This is a genomic window from Solwaraspora sp. WMMA2101 (assembly GCF_049179175.1).
Classification (GTDB): domain Bacteria; phylum Actinomycetota; class Actinomycetes; order Mycobacteriales; family Micromonosporaceae; genus Micromonospora_E.
This window is the reverse complement of sequence record NZ_JBMHMA010000006.1, coordinates 5,436,632-5,455,763: the sequence shown is the minus strand read 5'-3', so window position 1 is coordinate 5,455,763 and position 19,132 is coordinate 5,436,632. Positions and strand designations below refer to the sequence as shown.

Here is a 19,132-nt window from a genome sequence, read left to right as displayed (position 1 = left end):
ATATACCTTTATTTCCGATTTATCTAGACATAATATGTTCATCGATCTCGCGACAGATGGCGACCGGACCGGTAGCCTCGGCCTCGGTCTTCGTCCGGGCGGCGCCCCTCCGGCGCCCGCGAAGGCCGTCGCCTAATCGCCTGTACGGCGAGCCGGGGAACCACGTTCCTGGGGTGCATCCGCGTCAGCGGTAGGGATCTTCCGTCCCGAACCCGTCAGCTAACCCGGTCGGCGGCTGACGGAAGGAACCTGCACGGTGACGTACCCGCTCCCCGAACGACCCCGGCGCGCGACGCCGGGGCGGAAGAACCGCTTTGCCCGCCTGGTGCCGCTGGCCGCGATCCTGATCGCCGTCACCGGAGCGCCGGTCGGTGCCCCGGTGCCGGCCGGTGCCGCGCTACCCGCCTACGCTCCCGCCGGCTCCGACGACGAAGGCGGCACCCCGAGTCTGCGCAAGGAGCTCGACGCGGCCTCGCGCGGCTGGATCGACGCCAAGGCCGCGCTCGACAACTCCGGCAAGCGGCAGAAGCAGCTCACCGCACGGCTGGCCGAGGTCGAGACCGAACTCGAGGTCCGCAACACCAACGTCGGTCAGCTCGTCGACCGTGCGTACCGCAACGGCCGGCTCGGTCCGGTCTCTGCGCTGCTGAACAGCACCTCGCCGGAAGGCTTCCTCGACCGCGCCGCCGCGTTGAGCGCGGTGACCGCCAACGAGGAGAAGCAGCTGCGCGAGCTGTACCGCACCCGCGACCAGGTGACCCGGTCGAAGGCGGCCATCGAGAACGAGATCCGCGAGCAGCGCAAGCAGCTGACCATCATGGATCAGCGCAAGAAGCAGGCCGAACGGGCCCTCGCGGTGGCCGTCGCCGCTGAGGAGCAGGCCCGTGAGCAGGCCGAACGCGAAGCGGCGAACAGCTCCGGATCCGGATCGTCGGGCTCCGGATCGTCGGGCTCCGGATCGTCGGGCTCCGGATCGTCGGGCTCCGGATCGTCGGGCTCCGGGTCGGCCAGCGCGTCGGCGACGCCGGCACCTCGCAACGCGAACGGCTCCTGGCCGAGCGAGTCCTGCAACGTCGACGACCCGACCACCTCCGGCTGCATCACCCCGCGTACGTTGCACGCGCTCAACCAGGCCAAGGCCGCCGGCTTCACCCGCTATGTCTCCTGCTTCCGCAACGGCGGCTCGGGTGAGCACCCGAAGGGCCGGGCGTGCGACTTCGCCGCCCAGCCCAACGGCTTCGGCGGGGTCGCCAGCGGCGGGGACAAGACCTACGGCGACAACCTGGCCAACTACTACATCGCCAACGCCGACCGGCTCGGCGTGCTCTACGTGATCTGGTTCAAGCGGATCTGGCTGCCCAGCAGTGGCTGGAAGGCGTACAGCGGTGCCGGCGGCGACCCGTCGAGCGACCACACCAACCACGTTCACCTGTCCGTGTACTGATTCCTCCCCCGAACGACGGCGGTCACCGAACGGTGGCCGCCGTCGTCGTGTCCCGGCCCGCGCGATGCGCCGGCTCGGCCCGGCCGACCTGCCGACTCAGCCCGCGCGATGCGCCGACTCGATCCGCGACCCAATGGTCGGCAAATGGCATCGGCGGTATGCGGGCACAACGAATGGACTGATAACGAATGGACTGATTGCGAAAAGCGCCGACGCCGACCGGCGTTCCGGCCGGCAACGACACCGGACAATCAGTGAGAGCGCTCTTTCAGCTCACCGTCACCCCGACCCTACCCCGTGTTGTCGGAGCCAAGGAGGCTGTGAGAGCGCTCTCACGAAGGTAACGAGCAACCCGTGCGGCTGTCAACCGGAACAGCCGACGCCTACCTGATTCACGAAAGTTCATGTCCGGATATTGACAGCAGGGCCAGGTCTCTGGTGACCTCCTGGCAATAATTCATTAATGGGCGTGAAACAGTTTGTGATCTTGGACTACGCCCGATCTGACCGGAGGCACCATGACACTGTCGATCCGAGGCGGGCGCCGAAGCCGCACGCCGCGCCGGATCCTGGCAGCCACCACCGTGACGGCGCTGGCAGCCGCCGGACTGAACTTCGGCGTGCTGCGCACCGCCGACGCCGCCACCGTCGGCGCCGGCAGCTACACCACCACCCGCCCGGCCGGTGCCGCCGCCCCGACCGCCTGCGGCAACATCTCCGCCAACCCCCGGCAGTACGTGACCGGCAACGCGCCTACCGGTGCGGTACCCACCAACGACTGGTGGTCGTCGCTGCTGTTCAAGCGCTACAACTGCGCGTACTCCGATCCGCTGCACGCCCACCCGATGTCGTTCCAGCCGGCCTCCGGTGGGCTCGGGGTCTCGTACACCACCGAGGCGGCGATCTCCGGCACGTCGACCGGCGTCGGCGAGTACCACTACCCGTACACCCGGGAGTTCACCCTCGGCGTCGCCGGACTCAACGCCCCGGACGTCAAGGTCGACGGCTGGACCGACTGGACCGTCAGTCCGTACTGGTCCGACGGCACCCGCACCCTGCGCACCACCGTCGGCCACGGCCTGCCGTTCGTGTACGCCCAGGTCACCGGCGGAAACGCACAACTGTCGTTCCCCGGCACACCGACGGTCTGGCACCACAGCGGCACCCGCGTCGGATTCTTGATGCGCGGCCACGACTACGTCGCCTACGCCCCCAGCGGCGCGACCTGGACCGTCTCCGGGACCACGATCAGCTCCACCCTGGCCGGCCGTGGCTACTTCTCGGTGGCGCTGCTGCCCACCTCGACCGGCACCAGCGCCGCCCGGCGCACCGCGCTGATGGACAGCTACGGCCAGTACGCCCACGCCCACGTCACCGGCACCCGGGTCAGCTGGAGCTACGACCAGGCCAGCAGCACGGTCGACGCCACCTACAGCTTCACCACCACGGCCCGTGAGGGCTCCGCCACCGGCACGGTCGTCTCGCTCTACCCGCACCAGTGGAAGCACCTCGACGGCGGCAGCCCGATCGCGGAGACCTACGTGTCGGCCCGGGGCCCGATGCGCAACCTGGTCGGCGCGACGTCGTTCCGGACCGCGATGCGCTTCCACGGCGTACTGCCGGAGGTGCCGGCGGTGGCCACCAGCACCGGCGCCGACCTCGCGACCCTCACCGCCCACCTCGACCAGGCCGCCTCCGGAGACCCGTTCGCCGGGTTCAACAACGACACCTACTGGACCGGCAAGGCGCTCGGCCGGGCCGCCCGCCTGGCCGAGATCGCCGACCAGCTCGGCCGGACCGCGCAACGCGACCACCTGCTCGCCGCGATCCGGACCCGGCTGACCGACTGGTTCACCGCCAGCCCCGGCAAGGCCGAGCGGGTGTTCTTCTACGACCAGGCGTGGGGCACCCTGGTCGGCTACCCCGCCTCGTACGGCTCCGACACCGACCTCAACGACCACCACTTCCACTACGGCTACTACATCGCCGCCGCCGCGACGCTGGCCAAGTTCGACCCGACATGGGCGTCGACCAGCCAGTACGGCGGCATGGTCAACCTGCTGATTCGCGACGCGAACAGCTGGGACCGCAACGACCCGATGTTCCCGTTCCTGCGTGACTTCGACATCTACGCCGGGCACGACTGGGCGGCCGGGCACGGCGCGTTCTTCGCCGGCAACAACCAGGAATCCTCGTCGGAGGGGATGAACTTCGCCAACGCCCTGATCCAGTGGGGTCTGGCCACCGGCAACACCGCGATCCGCGACGCCGGGCTGTACATCTACACCACCCAGTCGGCGGCCATCCAGGAGTACTGGTTCGACTCCTCGGACACCAACTTCCCGGCCAACTTCGGGCACCGGTCGGTCGGCATGGTCTGGGGCGACGGTGGTGCGTACGCCACCTGGTTCAGCGCCGAACCGGAGATGATCCAGGGCATCAACATGCTGCCGATCACCGGTGGCTCGCTCTACCTCGGCTACCGGCCGGACTACATCGCCACCAACTGGAACGCGCTGGTCAGCAACAACGGGGGTCCGCCGACGGTCTGGCAGGACATCCTCTGGTCGTTCCAGGCGCTCGGCAACGCTGACGCCGCCCTGACCAGCCTGCGGGCCAACCCCAACTACCCGGTCGAGGAGGGCGAAAGCCGGGCGCACACGTTCCACTGGGTGCGCAACCTGGCCGCGTTGGGCCGCGTCGACACCGGCGTCACCGCGAACACCCCGCTGTACGCGGTGTTCAACCGCAACGGTGCCCGCACCTACGTCGCGAGCAACATCACCGCCGCACCGGTCACGGTCACCTTCTCCGACGGCACCCGACTGACCGTGCCGGCCGGGCGGACCGCCACCAGCGGGGCGCACACCTGGAGCGGCGGCAACGCCACCGGTGCCCCGGCCACCCCGAACCCGTCGCCGAGCCTGTCCCCCACCCCACCGGCCTCGCCCACGCCGGGTCCGACCACCCCGCCGGTCACCTCGGACCTGTTCCACCTGCGGTCCGCCGGGGTGCTGAGCAACACCGCCGGGACGGCCGCGACGACGGTGACGGTGCCGTCGGCGGGCGGAGCGAACCACGACGGTACGCCGCACAACCCGGTCACCTTCCGGGCCTGCGGGTTGGCCGGTGCGTACCGGTCGGCCGGCACCACGTTCGCCCTGCAGGTGGACGCGGGCACCGCGGTCGGCGCGGGTATCCAGGCCCGGGTGTCGTACGACTTCACCGGCTCAGGCGCCTACAGCCGTACGGAGACCTACCACTACTTCGCCACCGACCCGGTGCCCGGCACCGAGACGTACCGCAACAGCGCCGGCCTGCGGTCGGCCTCGGGTGACTTCCGGGCGATGAGCAACGGCTGCGTCCGACTGGAGTTGTGGAACGCGATCGGCAACGCCGCGACGACGGTACGGGTGGATGCCGCCACGGCGGCCGCCGGTCAGTCGACCGTACGGGTGCCGTTCCAGCTCGGCTGAGCGGACCCATGAGATGCCGCTGCCCCGGGCGGACCACCGCCCGGGGCAGCGACCCGCCGGGAGTGTGTCAGTGGGAGGACCTGCCGGCCAGCACGGACTCGACGGCCGGGCGGTCCAGCAGCTCCCACAGCGCGAAGGCCGCTTCGCTGCTGCTCGGTCTGGTGTCAGCCCGTTTGGCCATCAACGCCCGACACAGTTCTGCGACGGCGCGCGGCATCCCGGTGACGTTCAGTACGGGGGTCGGGGCCAATGCACTGAACCGTACGTCGGCCGCCGACCGGCCCGGGCGGGCCGCCGGGTAGGGCGAGCTGCCGGTGACCATCTGGTAGAGCAGCACGCCCAGCGCGTACACGTCGTCGCTCGGCCGGCCGGGTCCGCCGACCGGGTGCACGGGCAGGTCGGGCCGACGCGGTCCGGAGGTCCACCCGGTACGGTGGCCCGGACCACGCGCTGGCCGGTCCGCGACCGTTGCCAGCCCGAAGTCGATGATCTTCGCCCCGGCATCCGTCAGCATCACGTTGCTGGGGGTGAGATCGCGGTGTACCACGCCCCGACGGTGCGCCACGGCCAGCACGTCGGCGGCGGTGGCGGCGATCCGCACGGCATCGGACCACGGCATCGGGCCGTCGCGCAGGCGGGCGGTCAGCACCCAGCCGGTGAGCAGTTCCATCGCGACGTACGAGGCGGTGCCGCCACCACCGAGCGGCATCTCGCCGACGTCGTACACCCGGGGCACGCTCGGGTGCCGCAACCGGTCGGCGATCATTGCCTCCCGGCGGATGTCGGCGTGGGCACGACGATCGCCCCGGACAGCCGGGGCCAGCAGCTTGACGGCGATGGGACGGGCGTTCTCGATGTCGATCGCGCGGTAGACGACCGAGACACCGCCGCGTCCGATCGGATAAAGCAGGACATAGCGCCGGAGAATAGTGGTACCCACCCGCAACCATGTCACGAGCGACTATTTTCCAGCAAGATCGATAACCCGACAAGCATTGCGGTCGAGTGTTAACCGGGCGCTAACGTGGCCGGCTGCAGGCCGGGTCGCGGAAGCAGGTTGCAGCCGCCTTTTGTGCCGACGGCCGGCGTGTCCTCGGACGTCAGCGCAGTGGCACCTCGCGCTCGGCCGCGTCACCGACGTACGGCTCGGGAGCGCCGAAGAGCCCGAGCAGGCCGGTCACCCACAGCTGCCGGTGCACGAACCGGCTCGGCTCGGTGACCACGAGCTTGATGCCGCTGACCTCGGCGGCCTGGAAGCCGGCGACCATGGCGCTGATGCCGACCGAGTCGATGAAGGTCACCAGACGCATGTTGAGCTGAATCCGGCTGGGCCGGCCCTTGGTCAACACGGCCTGGACCGCCTCGCGCACCTCGTGTGCCGTATCTACGTCGATCTCACCTTGCGGCGCGATCTCCACAATTCCACCGGGCAGGGTCGATGTCACAACCGACAGGCTCACGCGAGCACCTCCACTCGCCCACCAGGGCGTCTCGTCAGTACGCGGGCCGGGACCGAGCGTATTCCCCAGCGCGGGTCGCCGCCAGCCTTCGGCCGGCCGGATCCGCATCCGACGGGCATAACAACCACACACAGCATGACATTCCGCATCATAGCGCCCGACACAGTGAGCTATGCAACGCGTACCGCCTGCAGGCATCTCCTGGCCCCCGCCGCCCGCCAGCCCGACAGGAATCCCAGGTCAGGAAGCCCGGGTAGCGACACATCGCCGGGTGGTGACGCATGACCGACTGTCGCCTCTACCTTAGCCGCCCGGTACGACAGCCAACGGCTGCGACCGACCGGGGCGGCCGGCGGTCGGTGATCCGACCGACGAACGCCGCACGCCCGGCACGTTTGCCCAGGCTGGCCGCTGGGCACGAGAAGACATCGCAGCGCGCCGCGCCGGTCCGGCACCGTCCGGTCGTCACGGCGCTGAAGGAGGTAGCAGCATGTTCGCGACCCACCTGATGGAGCGCCGCCGCAAGCCGCAACGGATGACCGACCAGGCATGGGCTCAACTGGTCTCGGCGGTCGGCTCCGCCGGAGACGCCGCCCGGCTGGCCGGTCGGCGCACCTCACATCTGGCCAACGGTGCCGGCCACCGGATGGGGCCGGCCACCGAGGAGGCCCGGCACCGGGCGATGGCCGCCGTCGACGCGCTCGCCGGTCGTCGACGTCCACCGACGCCCTGGGCGTGGATCGCCGGCGCGGCCGCAGCCGGCGTTGCCCTCGGCTGGCTCGCCGGGGCAATGACCCGATCGGTGATGCGTCCCCGCGACGGCCTCGGCGACGACACCCGGATCGAGTTCGTCGACGTGGACGAACCAACCGGCACACTGCGACGCTGAACGCGCCACGCACGGTCGCACGGTCGCACGGGTGGTACCGAGGTCGGTGCCACCCGTACCGCCGTCTGCGCCGACCACACCGGCACCGGCCGACGGGTCGACCCGGCGGCACGTAAGGTGACCAGGTGGGACAGGACGAGCAGGACTGGGCACGGCAGCGGCAGCAGGCCATCGCCGCCCACGCCGCCGACCAGCACCAGCGCGGCACCGCCGAACAACGACAGGCCGCCGCCCAGGTCGCCGACTTCGTGGCCGCCGCCCGGGACCGGGGCCTGACACCGCAGCCGCTGACCGCCCGACCACACCGCGGCTGGGGACGCTACCGGACCGGACTGTCCGGCTGGTACCTCAAGTCCGACCGGTCGCTGGCCGTCGGCACCGACGGCAATCTCTACCTGCTGGCGGTCCCGGCGAGCCTGCGGGCACGGCTCACCGGAGTCCGGATCGCGCCGATGCGCCCCCGTCTGGTGATCGGGGCCGGCGGGCGCGACGGTGAGTCGATCCCCCTCGCGGTCCTGCTCGAGCGACGTCTCGGCGCACCCGACCAGCAGCCCTGACGCCCGAGACCGGGCCGGCCTCTCCCCGTTGTCCTCGATTGGACATCACGGCCGTCGATTACTCTCCGAGTTTTCGCATACACTTTGAGTTACGTCGCTATCTGATGGGGCCCCACGGGACGACGGTCCATCACCCCCGGCGCGTCACGACCACGCCAAGACGCGCCGTACCCGGAGGAGGCACCATGTCCGAGTCCATCAGCGCGGAACAGGGCACCGCCGTCACCGAACAACCACCGACCACCAAGACCGACCGCGAGCGCGCCAGCATCGCGCTCGTCCCCGCCACCGGCGCCGGCATGCCACCGACGGCGCAGACCTTCTTCGCCGTCGTCAACGCCAGCGGCGGCCTGGTCCGCGGGTTCGGGGTGGTCTCCGCCACTCGCCTGGCCGCTGGCACGTACCAGGTGGTCTTCAGCCACGACCTGACAGGTTCGGCCTACATCGGCACGATCGGCCTGCCCGGCAGTTCCGGCGCGTCCGCTCCGGGTGAGATCACCGTCGTCGGCCGGGCCGGCATCCCGAACGGGGTGTTCGTCCAGACCTTCACCAGTGCCGGCGTGCTCGCCGACCGTTCCTTCCATCTGGCGGTCGTGTCCTGACCCGGGCCCAGCCCGCCCCGCCCGGCCGTGCAGCGGTCCGACGGACCCCGGGGGCCGGTACGCCCGCAGCCGCAACGACGCGGTTCGTAGCCCCCGAGGCGGCGCGTGCCGGCCCCCGGCCCCGAACAGGGTCGACAACGCCGTGACGGGCGTGGACTCCGCGGAGTCCACGCCCGTCACGGGCGGGGGATCGATGCTCTCAGTAGCGGGTGATCAGTTCACCACGATCCGGACCGAGTCGAAGGCCGGGGTCTGGTTGGCCCGCTCCGACATCGGCACCCGGTGCGAGCCGTCGCCGGCCCAGACCGAGCACTGCACGGTACCGGCCTGCGGCATACCCGAGACCTGGATCGTCACCTGGTCGGGCTGAGCGCCGCCGCCGCCGTCCTCGGTCGCCACGAAGAACTCCGGAACCGGGGCCGGGTCCGGCGCGACGTCGGTGGACTGCAGCAGACGGCAGGCCGTGTGGAAGTGGCCTCGGGTCAGGCCCTGCTCGTTGAGCAGCGAGCTCTCGATGTAGTAGCCGCCCTGACCGGCCGGCAGGAAGCGGTCCCGGATCAGGTTGCGGGTGCTGACCCGGATGGTGAACGGCTCGTTGACGTTGACTTCCTGCGGGAACTCGGTGATCAGCAGCGACGGGTTGTTACCGGCCGAGCCGACCTCACCCATCTCGGTGTCGACGCAGCGGTTACCGATCTGGAAGCCGTCGTGGTCGTCCAGGTTGCTGTTCTCACAGCTGTTGGCCAGAATCTCCAGGCCGTTGTTGCCGCCGTCGTTGTTGCCGTTGTCGCCGTCGTTGTTGCCGTTGTCGCCGCCGTCGTTGTTGCCGTTGTCGCCGTCGTTGTTGCCGTTGTCGCCGCCGTCGTTGTTGCCGTTGTCGCCGCCGCCGTCGTTGCCCCCGTTGTTGTCGCCGCCGTTACCCGGACGGTTGACCAGCTGACAGGTGGCCAGCTCCTCGAGGTTGCGCGGACGCGGGGCGACCCGGCCGATCGCGATCGCGATGCGGTCCAGCGTGGCGACCCGCTTGCTGGCCAGCGGGCCAAGGATCGCGTTGTTGATGAAGTTCGGTCCGCCCTGGCCCGCCCTGTTGACCAGATCGGCGTTGGCGTCGTCGATCTGGGTCTGCAGCAGCTGCAGGTTGCGGGTCACCTCGTTGCGGGCCGCAGCCGGGATCTCCGGCAACTGGTCCTCTACCGAGGGACACTCGATGGTGGGCGTGGCGACCACCGTGTTGCCGCTCTCGCACTCCTCGATCGTGGTCTGACCGTCACCCCAGTGGTGACGCACCTCGCGCCCGTTCTCCCGGGTGACTGTCGTGGTGACGCCGCCCTCGGCGGTCGAACCCGGGCTGGGGGCGACGCATTCGCCCGAGGTCCTCAGCTGATCGTTTGCCGAGGACACCTGGGTGACCGCGACGATCCCCGCGAAGACCGTGACCGTGCCGAGAACAGCGATGAGCCGTTTGTTCCGGGAGCTGACGCCGCGCTGGCCTCGGCCACGCGGGGTCGAACTGCGCCGTTGTGCCGACCTGTACATGGGGTTTACCTACTCCTTCTCGTCGAGGGCGGCGCGGTTGACAGGCGTCGTCCGGTGGAGGCAGCCGTACTCTGTCGTGCTGGTCAAACGGGTGCCTTCAACACGCCCACTTCCTATGCCGGAACGAGATCGCACCACGTTTACGCGATCACACGCTAAAAGCGGGTTTCCGGCACTGTCAAGCAACACCAACCCCACGACTGGGTCGACTCACAGTTAGTGGAAAATTGGCGGGCATCCCTCAACCGGCCGACATCATACTTTCGGTCAATGCTGGAGGTTCAACGTCGCACCAGAAAACTTGTTTCCGCAGGTCAGAGCCGCACAGGACCGATCGTCGGCATTCACCCCGTTCGACCGTCCCGAACCAGCATTTCACCCCCCGCGACTGACCGGAGACGCAACGGATACGATGCAGGTCCGCACAGTCGAGCAGTGAGAAAATCCACGCTGGCGACCCTGATTCGCCCGCGCGGAGAGTGCCGACAAGTCGATGTCACCGGTAGCGGCAATCGTCGACGCAGAGTGCAACCGGGCACAACATCCGAACGGCTGAGCCGACCCGGCACGCCAGCGCCGGGCACCGGTACCCCGGCCGCCCACACACAGGTGCGCCGTGCCGGACGGACCGGCACGGCGCACCTGTCGGTGTCGACGGTCAGGCAGGCAGGCCACCCACCTGGGTGTTGATCCAGCTCCGGATCGACGGCAGGTCGCCGTAGATCGACGGAGCGGTGGCGCAGGTCGAGCTGTTGTTGCCGGCCCGGCTGGTCGCGCCGATCAGGTGCCAGCGGCCGGAGACCATCCGCACCTGCGGGCCACCCGAGTCGCCGTAGCAGGCGCCCGCGTTGCCGTTGGTGTTGTTGGTGCAGATCTCGTAGCTCGCGTCGATGCCGAGGCAACGGCTGTCCGCCACGATCGACGTGTCGAGTTCGTGTGCGATCGTCGGCGCCGAGCCGCAGCCGCGCGGCGCGCAGGTCTGACCCCAGCCGATGATCCGGGTCGCGGTGCCGACTGCGCCGGAGGTGGTCGGGATCGGGGCCGGCGCGTAGCTGACCGAGCTGGCCAGCTGCATCAGCTTGACGTCGATGCGCGGGTGGTTGACCGCCCGGATCACTGAGACCACCGTGCCGCCGCTGCTGCGGTTGACGCTACCGACCCGTACCGAACTGGGCGTCGGGCAGTGCCGGGCGGTGACCACCCAGTTCGCCTTGATCAGCGAACCGGTGCAGCCCGAGGTGTAGACCAGGAACGGGTAGTTCTCGGTCGCCGGACGACCGTTGACCACCAGGATGCCGATGTCGTCGGCAGTGCTCGACGGGGGCGCGGCCTGGGCCGTCGCGGGCATCGCCAGGCTCGCGGCGGCGAATCCGGTCGCCAGCAACAGCCGGGACAGGAGCGGGAATACCTTCATCGTGCGGTGTCCTCATCGTCGGGGGGTTCCGCGCCCGCCTTGTGGGCGGCGCGGCGATACGACAGGTGGTGCGCCTGAGCGACAGGCACTTCGGGTACCCGGCACGAACACTATCGACAAAAACAACAACTTCAATATGTACGGGGATACCGGTCCTGCCCTATTACGGCGTGATGAGGCATCCGCCGTCGACCGTCACAACGCCTCACCGCGACGGCGTACCGTCCAGCAGGGACCGCAGCCGGGCGACCGCCGCCGCCCGGTGACGCACCCCGAGCCGGGCGAACACCGCCTCCAGGTGCTTGCGTACCGTCGCCGGGGCGATGCCCAGCTGGCGGGCGATCTGCTCGCCGGTGGCCCCGGCCGCCAACTCGACGGCCACCTGGCACTGCCGCGGAGTCAGACCGACCGCTGCCAGGCGTTGCGGGCCGTCCGGGCGGGGCCGCAGCAGCACCACGTGCGGGCCGACCGCGCTCGGCACCACCACCGCCTCCAGGGTGCCGGCCGGCCCGGTCACCGGCAGCGGCGCGGACCGGGTGGCCGGCGTCGCCGGATCGTATCCGGTGAGCACCGCACGGACCGCCGCCAGCGGCCCGTCCGGCAGCAGCGTGCCGTCGGCGACGTCGAGTCCGTACCGGGCGGCGCTGGGCACCGCGCCCGGTGAACTCGTCGTCACCCGGCCGTCGTCGTCGACCAGCACCACCACCCAGCCCTGCGCGCCAAGCGTGGAGCCGAGCATCGCCGAGTCGGCCCGCAGCTGCACCGCCCGGTAGGCGTGCACCAGGTGCGGGCGCAGCAACGCGAAGATCCGCCGCTCGGCCGGGTCGAAGCCTTCCGCGCCCCGGTTGACGCCGAAGGCGACGAGCACCCCGGGTGGGGCCGGCAGCACCACCGCCAGCTGGCTGCGGATGCCGTTCGGCTGGTAGAACTCCCGGTCCAGGGTGGTGCCGTGGACGGTGCCGAGGCCATCGTCGCCCCACCCGAGCACCCGGGTGTCACCGGTGGTCAACGCATGCCGGACCAGCGGGTTGTCCATCATGTACGCCTCGAACGGAGGCTGGTAGCGGCGGAACCAGCCCGGGCCGGGGTCCGGGTCGATCAACGCGAAGGCCCGGCCGGCGAGCGGGTTCAACTCGTTGTACGACACGCTCAGCGCCGGGATCAGCTCCCGGATCCCGGCGCACGCGGTCCGCGCGTAGCTGTCCAGGTCGGCTGCGCCGATCATCCGGTCGACCAGGTCCAGCAGGATCTCCGCGCCCGGCGCCGGCGACGTCGCGGTGGTGGTCACCAACCGACCGTACGACGGTACGTCAAACGTCGTATTGCCCGGCCACGGCGGGTCCGACCACGCTGGGCAGATGTCAGCAACGGTCACCGGACGCCGTCGGCGACCGCTACGTGGTCCCCGGGCGGGCGGCGTACCGGTGCTCGTCGCCACCCTGGTGCTGGCCGGCTGCGGCTGGTTCGACCGCGACCCGGACCCGCAACCGGCCGCCGACGGCGGCTACAGCGCCCGGCCGGTCACCGATTTCCTGCCCGCCGGGGTGACCGTCGCGCCGGACACCGGGTCGCCGCGACCGGCGGGGACAGCCGGCGGCTACCGGGTACGCGCCTGGGACGGCCTTACCGGACCGTGGGGCGACGGGGTGCCGTGGTCGGGCACCCTGCGGCTGGCGCTACCGGATCCGTCGAGTCGGCCGACCGCGTACCCGGTGACCTCGGCCGGCGGCATGCCACTGCCGCAACCCGCGATCCACGTGCTGGACCTCGACGGCGGCGGCACCGCGAAGGTACTCACCGACCCCGCCGGACGTCGGGTGGGTGCGCTGGTCGCCTCGCCCGGTCGGTACGCCAGCCTGCTCGACCTCGACGGCGACGACACCGTCGACGTCCTGGACGTGATCGTCGTCGACCCGCCGGGGCGGCTGGTGGCCCACACCGCGACCGGCGAGGCCTACCACGACGCGGTGGCCGCCGGCGGCGCCGACTGCACCGGTGCCGGCCCGGCCGGCTGGGACCGGCGGGTGCGGCTGGTGCTCGACTGCTCCGGCGCCCCGGTGCCGGCCACCGCCCGACCGGCGTTCGCGCCGGTCCGGCACCCCCGGGCGGTCGGGAGCCTCCGGACGGCGGGTCATGCCCAGCCGGACCCGGGGGCCGCCGCCGAGATCGTGGTCACCGCGCGGGACGCGGCGTCGGCGGTGACCGACGCCGGCCGGCCGCCGACCGCCGACGACATCGCCGACGCCACCCGGTTCGCCGAGGACCTCGACCGGTACGGCGGGGCCGTCGTCGCCGGGGCGGTGCTCAACGACCTGCTCTCCGACTCGATGCCGTCCTGGCTGCCGGACGTGCTCGCCTGGGTCGGCGACCAGACCGGGTCCGAGGTCGACGCCGCAGCCGCCGGTCGGCTGCTGTCGCGCTCCACCGACGACCTGCTCGAGTTGGCCCGGATCCAGATCCTGCTGCTCGGCGGCGAACCGACCGGAGCCGACGAATCCGACGCCGGTGCCGGCGGCGGCTGCGCGTTGCGAGACGCGCAGACCGGCACCTGCTACGACGGGTCGGACGGGGTCGGCCAGTCCTGGGGCGACCCGCACCTGCGCACCTTCGACGGTCTCGACTACGACTTCCAGGCGGTCGGTGAATTCGTGCTCGCCCGTTTCGCCGACGACGCCGCCGAGGTGCAGGTGCGCTACCGCCCGTACCGGGACTCGGACCGGCTGTCCACGACCGGCGCGGTCGCCGTCCGGCTGCCCGGCGGGGTCGTCCGGATCGACCACCCCGGGACCGGCGTCGACGCGGTCACGGTCACCGTTGCCGACGGGACCACCGGGCCGGGCGAAACGCTCGACCCCGACGGCCGGCGAACCGTCGGCGACCAGCAGGTGGTCCGCACCGGCCGTCTCGTCCAGGTCGGACTCCCGGGCGGCGGACGGGTCTTCGTGACCGCCCGCGCGGCGCTGCTCGACGTCGCCGTCGTACCGGCCGGTCGGCCGGTCACCGGACTGCTCGGTGACGCCGACGGCGACCGGGCCGACGACCTGCGGACCGCCGCCGGGCAGACCCTCGACCCGGCCGCGCCGTCCGCCGCCGACCTCTACGGCGGGTACGCCGACAGTTGGCGGCTCACCGACGCCACGTCGGTGCTGCCGTACCCGGACGGGACCGGCACCGACGACTTCACCGACCGGGCCTTCCCCGCCGGGCCGACGACGCTCGCCGGGCTACCGGCCCGACAGCGGGCGGCGGCGACGGCGCTGTGCCGGCACCGGGGCGTCACCGACCCGGCGCTGCTCGCCGGCTGTGTGCTCGACGTCGCCGGCACCGGCGAGGCGGACTTCGCCGCCGGTGCGGCCGCGGTTCAACGGGTCACCGGGGACTCCGACGACGACCAGGTCCTGGCGGTCGCCGACCGGCGCTACCCGGTGCGCGGCTGGGCGGACGGGGTCGAGCGGGCCGCCGCCGTCGACGCCGGCCTCGTCGGCAAGGACCCGACCGACGCGCTCGGCCCACGCGACGTCCGCAACGTGCAACTCGGCGAAGGCGACACCGAATGCGAGTTCCCGCTGGTGCTGCGCCTGTCGGCGACGCCACTGACCGACGGTCCCGGTGCCGACCTCGGCGTGGTGCAGATCGGCGCGGGCGACGCCCGCTACCAGGTGTGGGTCGCGGCCACCGGCTCCGACCGCTGGCGGTGGGTCGGCACCGGCGACGGTCCGGCCGTGTTCGACCTGGCCGGGGTGCTCGACGCCGACCAGCGGGCCGACCGGGTGCGACTGTGCGACCCGCCGGCCGGCGTCGACGGGCCCCGCCGCGACGACCGGCAGCTCGGGCCGGCGATCGACGCCGTCGCCGCGCTCGGCATCACCGACGCGGTGACGGTGGCCCGGTGAGACGGGGCAGTGCTCAGTCAGGAGGATCTCCAATGTCGAGGATGTCGATGGTGTGGCGGGCCGGCACGGCCACCGGCGTGCTGGTGCTGCTGGTTTCCGGTTGCGGCTCCGGTGATGCCGCCGCCCCATCACCGGCCGGACCCGGTCCGGCCGCGTCGGCCGTCACGGAGGCGTCGGTGGAACCCCGATCGGGTGACGCGCCAGCGGCCGCCGGGCACCTGCCCGACGAGCAGACCCTGTGCGGGGCGGTCGACGAGGCCCCGGTGGTCGACGTGCTCGGCGGGCCGGTCGCGGTACGCGCGTTCAACCCGCCCTCCGGTAGCGCGGTGAACGTCTCCTGCGTCTGGGAGAACGACAGCGGCACCCGCAGCGTGACGATCCGGTTCGGCAGTACGCCGAACTTCCGCGACGCCGTCGACAACGACCTGCTCGCCGAGTACGGCGAGGGAGAGTTCACCGGGCTCGGCGTCGAGGCACACCGTACCGTCTACAAGGGCGTCATCCTGGCCGGCCCGCACGGCTGGGCGGTCGAGGTGGCCGTCGCCGGCACCGTGACCCCGACCGACGGGCAGCTCACCGCGCTGGGCCGGGCCGCGCTCACCGCCGCCGAGACGACCTCCTGACGCCGTCCTGACGCCGTGGCGTGGTGACGCACCGACCGGGTGCGGGAGCGCCGGTAGCTGTCACGATCGGGACAGCGTCGCCGCGTCACGCCGGGCAGGATCGGGCGGATGTCGCGCCGGGCCCACGTACCGCAGCAGTTGCGGTTCGCACCGTTCCGGGGCAGCGCCGCTGTCGCCGACGGACTGCTGACCCAGCGAATGCTCGCCGGCCCGACCTGGCGACGCATGTTCCAGGACGTCTACCTTCATGCGGCGGCGGCCGACAACGCCGATCATCGGACCTGGTGCGAAGCGGCGGCGCTGTGGCTGCCGGCAGGTGGCGCGATCGCCGGGCTGAGCGCCGCGTACCTGTGGGGTGTCGATCTGCTTCCCCGCGACGCGCCGGTCTCCGTCGCCGTACCACCCGGGTCACGGATCCGGCAGCCCGATCGGATGGTGGTACGGCGCGTCCGGCTCCCGGCAGGGGATGTGACCCGGTTCGGCGGCCTGCCGGTCACCACCGGCCTCCGCACGGCGTTCGACCTCGGCGCTCACCCGTCCCGTACCGATGCGCTGGTCGCCGTCGATGCGCTGCTGCACCGGCGGGTGGTCAAACTGCCCGCGTTGTGCGGGTTGGTCGAGGAACGGGCGGGCTGGCCAGGAGTACGTCGGTTGCGGGAGCTGCTGCCGCTGGCCGAGCCGCGCACCGAGTCGCCGATGGAGACGAGGTTGCGGCTGCTGCTGCACGACGCCGGCCTGCCACCTCCGGTCGCCCAGCACGAAGTGCTGGACCCGCTCGGCCGGCTCGTCGCCCGGGTCGACTTCGCGTATCCGCGGTGGCGACTGGCGATCGAGTACGAAGGTGATCACCATCGGGAGCGGGCGCACTACCAGCAGGACGTTGCCCGGTTCAATGCGCTACGTGACTGCGGGTGGCTGGTCCTGCGGTTCACCGCCGACGATGTCCTGCGGCACCCGGACCGCACCGCTCGGCAGGTCGCCTCAGCGCTCTCGCGACGACGACGCCACCGCAACGACGACGCGGTTTCTACATAGCATACGAATTGATGCGCTCTGAACGTATGCCATGTAGAAAACGCGGTGGCATCCCACCGCCGGCCAAGCGGTGTGGCGGTCACCGCTGGCCGGTCAGGGTGCGCCGGACGAACTCCAACAGCAGCGCCCATTTGAACGCCGCCTGGCCGTTGTCCGCCGCTGCCGAGTGTCCACCTTCGATGTTCTCGTGATAGGTGACGTCGTAGCCGTACTCCCGCAGCCGGGCGACCATCTTGCGGGCGTGACCGGGGTGCACCCGGTCGTCGCGGGTCGAGGTGAGAAACAGCGACGGCGGGTACGCCCGGGCGGGACGGACGTTCTGGTACGGCGAATACTCCCGCAGGAACGCCCAGTCGTCGGGGTCGTCCGGGTCGCCGTACTCGGCCATCCAGGACGCCCCGGCGAGCAGCTTGTGGTAACGGCGCATGTCCAGCAGCGGCACCTGGCCGACGACCGCGCCGAACAGCTCGGGGTAGCGGGTCAGCATCACCCCCATCAGCAGCCCGCCGTTGCTGCCGCCGTAGCAGCCGAGCCGGTCCGGGGTGGTCAGACCCCGGGCGACCAGGTCGGTGGCGACGGCGGCGAAGTCCTCGTACGCCCGGGGCCGTTCGCCGCGCAGCGCGGCGGTGTGCCAGCGGGGTCCGTACTCGCCGCCGCCGCGGATGTTGGCGACCACGAAGCTGCCGCCCCGGGCCAGCCAGCCGGTGCCGATGACCCCGCTGTAGGCCGGTGTCCAGGAGATCTCGAAGCCGCCGTACCCGGTCATCAGGGTGAGCCCGGCGGCGGACCCGGACCCGGCAGAACCGGCGGATTCGGCACCGGTGACCAGGAAGTACGGCACTTCGGTGCCGTCGTCGGATACCGCGAAGAACTGCCGGACGGTCATCGCGTCGGCGTCGAAGAAGGCCGGCCCGGTCTTGACCGGGCGCACCGGGCCGTCGACGCTGCCGTGCAGCAGGGTCGGCGGGCGGGTGAACCCGGAGGTGTCGAGCAGAAACTCGTCGCCGAGATCCGGTTCGGTGTCGGCGATGTCGGTGTGGTCGAACCCGCCAGCGTCGGGCAGCGTCCGCCGCTGCCAGCCGTCGTCGCCCGGCGTCAGTACGGTGATCTCGCTGCGGACGTCGGTGAGGGTGACCAGCAGCAGGTGGTTGCGGGTCCAGGCGTGGTAGCTGAACGCGGTGTGCTCGGTGGGGGCGAAGACTGTGGTCAGCTCGCGCTTGCCGGCGAGGAACTCGTCGACCGGGGTCACCAGCACCGCCCCGGCCGGGTGGGTGACGTCCCCGGCCTGCCACGGGCTGCGCAACTCGATCAGCAGCCACTGCCGGTGCAGGTCGATCTCGGCGTCGTCGGGTACGTCGAGCGGCTCCCACTCGCCGTCGCCGCGTGGCAGGTAGGTCCGGCTGCGGAAGAACTCGGTACGCCGTACCGCCAGGTCACGTTCGTAACCGGGGGTCGGGTCGTGGATGACGGAGACGGTGACGTCGTCGGTCTCGCCGGCGAAGGCCACCGGGGCGTCGGCGAGCGCGGTGCCGCGTCGCCACCGGCGGACGGTCCGGGGGTAGCCGGAGGTGGTCAGGGTGCCCTCGCCGAAGTCGGTGCCGACGTAGATGTGGTCGACGTCGATCCAGCAGACGCTGCTCTTGGCCTGCGGCACGACGAAGCCGTCCGGGACGAAGGCCCGGGTGGTGAGGTCGAATTCGCGGACCACCGCGGCGTCGGAGCCGCCCCGGGACAGGGTGATCAGGGCCCGGTCGTACGCCGGCCGCAGCACCTGGGCGCCCTTCCAGACCCAGCTCTCGCCTTCGACGCGGGCGAGCTCGTCGAGGTCCAGCAGGATCTCCCAGTCCGGCTGCGCCGCCCGGTACTGCGCGAAGGTGGCCCGCCGCCACACCCCGCGCGGATGGTCGGCGTCCTGCCAGAAGTTGTAGAGGTACTCACCGCGCCAGGTCGGGTCGGGAATCTTCTCCGCCGAGTCGAGCACCTGTTTGATCCGGTCGCGCAGCATGCCGAACCCGGGATCGTCGGTCCAGGCGGCCGTGGTGGCGGCATTGCTGGCCCGGACCCAGTCCAGCGCCGCGTCGCCGTGCACATCCTCCAGCCACAGGTACGGGTCGTCGTCGCCCGCCGCGTCGTGGTCCTGCTCCGCCACCGGTCCGCCCTCCCCTGCCCCGGACCGCTCTCCGGGGTACGCACCAGGATAGGC

Annotated in this window: 14 protein-coding genes and 1 riboswitch; of the genes, 8 read left to right on the top strand and 6 right to left on the bottom strand. The window is 71.3% G+C overall.

The window, feature by feature from the left end; genetic code table 11:
* The first annotated feature begins 119 nt into the window (after window positions 1-119).
* A riboswitch (cyclic di-AMP (ydaO/yuaA leader) is annotated at window positions 120-250 on the top strand.
* Window positions 251-256: 6 nt separating this feature from the next.
* Both ACN28F_RS25855 and ACN28F_RS25850 read left to right on the top strand, forming a co-directional pair.
* The gene (locus tag ACN28F_RS25855; protein ID WP_421360092.1) at window positions 257-1,444 is read left to right on the top strand and encodes a coiled-coil domain-containing protein; all 1,188 of its coding nucleotides are present in this window, start codon (window positions 257-259) and stop codon (window positions 1,442-1,444) included.
* 518 nt (window positions 1,445-1,962) lie between these two features.
* Window positions 1,963-4,920, top strand: coding sequence for a glycosyl hydrolase (locus ACN28F_RS25850; RefSeq protein ID WP_421360091.1), 2,958 nt, complete (start codon window positions 1,963-1,965; stop codon window positions 4,918-4,920).
* Window positions 4,921-4,987: 67 nt separating this feature from the next.
* On the opposite strand, the gene ACN28F_RS25845 is transcribed toward ACN28F_RS25850, so the two are convergent.
* Together ACN28F_RS25845 and ACN28F_RS25840 are read right to left on the bottom strand one after the other, a co-directional pair.
* A complete protein-coding gene (locus ACN28F_RS25845) occupies window positions 4,988-5,860 on the bottom strand; it encodes a serine/threonine-protein kinase (RefSeq protein ID WP_289210445.1) in 873 nt (290 codons plus the stop codon).
* A 160-nt stretch (window positions 5,861-6,020) separates the two neighbouring features.
* On the bottom strand, window positions 6,021-6,380 hold the full coding sequence (locus tag ACN28F_RS25840; protein WP_289210444.1) for an STAS domain-containing protein: 360 nt from the start codon (window positions 6,378-6,380) through the stop codon (window positions 6,021-6,023).
* Between the two features lie 490 nt (window positions 6,381-6,870).
* On the opposite strand from ACN28F_RS25840, the gene ACN28F_RS25835 reads away from it, so the two are divergent.
* The 3 genes from ACN28F_RS25835 (at window position 6,871) to ACN28F_RS25825 (ending at window position 8,428) form a co-directional block, all read left to right on the top strand.
* The gene (locus tag ACN28F_RS25835; RefSeq protein WP_289210443.1) at window positions 6,871-7,269 is read left to right on the top strand and encodes a hypothetical protein; all 399 of its coding nucleotides are present in this window, start codon (window positions 6,871-6,873) and stop codon (window positions 7,267-7,269) included.
* A 125-nt stretch (window positions 7,270-7,394) separates the two neighbouring features.
* On the top strand, window positions 7,395-7,826 hold the full coding sequence (locus ACN28F_RS25830; protein ID WP_289210442.1) for a hypothetical protein: 432 nt from the start codon (window positions 7,395-7,397) through the stop codon (window positions 7,824-7,826).
* A 185-nt stretch (window positions 7,827-8,011) separates the two neighbouring features.
* Window positions 8,012-8,428: a hypothetical protein gene (locus ACN28F_RS25825; protein WP_289210441.1), complete on the top strand. Its 417-nt coding sequence runs from the start codon at window positions 8,012-8,014 to the stop codon at window positions 8,426-8,428.
* A gap of 213 nt (window positions 8,429-8,641) precedes the next feature.
* On the opposite strand, the gene ACN28F_RS25820 is transcribed toward ACN28F_RS25825, so the two are convergent.
* From ACN28F_RS25820 to ACN28F_RS25810, 3 genes are all read right to left on the bottom strand, one after another.
* Window positions 8,642-9,964, bottom strand: coding sequence for a hypothetical protein (locus tag ACN28F_RS25820; protein ID WP_421360087.1), 1,323 nt, complete (start codon window positions 9,962-9,964; stop codon window positions 8,642-8,644).
* Between the two features lie 658 nt (window positions 9,965-10,622).
* Window positions 10,623-11,312 (bottom strand): S1 family peptidase, encoded by a 690-nt coding sequence (locus ACN28F_RS25815; RefSeq protein ID WP_421361513.1) that lies wholly within the window; start codon window positions 11,310-11,312, stop codon window positions 10,623-10,625.
* Window positions 11,313-11,583: 271 nt separating this feature from the next.
* Window positions 11,584-12,666: a response regulator transcription factor gene (locus tag ACN28F_RS25810; RefSeq protein WP_289210438.1), complete on the bottom strand. Its 1,083-nt coding sequence runs from the start codon at window positions 12,664-12,666 to the stop codon at window positions 11,584-11,586.
* 70 nt (window positions 12,667-12,736) lie between these two features.
* Between ACN28F_RS25810 and ACN28F_RS25805 the strand changes: the two genes are divergently transcribed.
* The 3 genes from ACN28F_RS25805 (at window position 12,737) to ACN28F_RS25795 (ending at window position 16,929) form a co-directional block, all read left to right on the top strand.
* On the top strand, window positions 12,737-15,271 hold the full coding sequence (locus ACN28F_RS25805; RefSeq protein WP_289210437.1) for a VWD domain-containing protein: 2,535 nt from the start codon (window positions 12,737-12,739) through the stop codon (window positions 15,269-15,271).
* A 41-nt stretch (window positions 15,272-15,312) separates the two neighbouring features.
* The gene (locus ACN28F_RS25800) at window positions 15,313-15,894 is read left to right on the top strand and encodes a hypothetical protein (RefSeq protein WP_421360085.1); all 582 of its coding nucleotides are present in this window, start codon (window positions 15,313-15,315) and stop codon (window positions 15,892-15,894) included.
* A 108-nt stretch (window positions 15,895-16,002) separates the two neighbouring features.
* On the top strand, window positions 16,003-16,929 hold the full coding sequence (locus ACN28F_RS25795) for a DUF559 domain-containing protein (protein WP_289210435.1): 927 nt from the start codon (window positions 16,003-16,005) through the stop codon (window positions 16,927-16,929).
* 79 nt (window positions 16,930-17,008) lie between these two features.
* Here ACN28F_RS25795 and ACN28F_RS25790 read toward each other — a convergent pair whose 3' ends face one another.
* Window positions 17,009-19,078, bottom strand: a complete 2,070-nt coding sequence (locus ACN28F_RS25790) for a prolyl oligopeptidase family serine peptidase (protein ID WP_421360083.1) — start codon at window positions 19,076-19,078, stop codon at window positions 17,009-17,011.
* Between the last annotated feature and the right edge of the window lie 54 nt (window positions 19,079-19,132).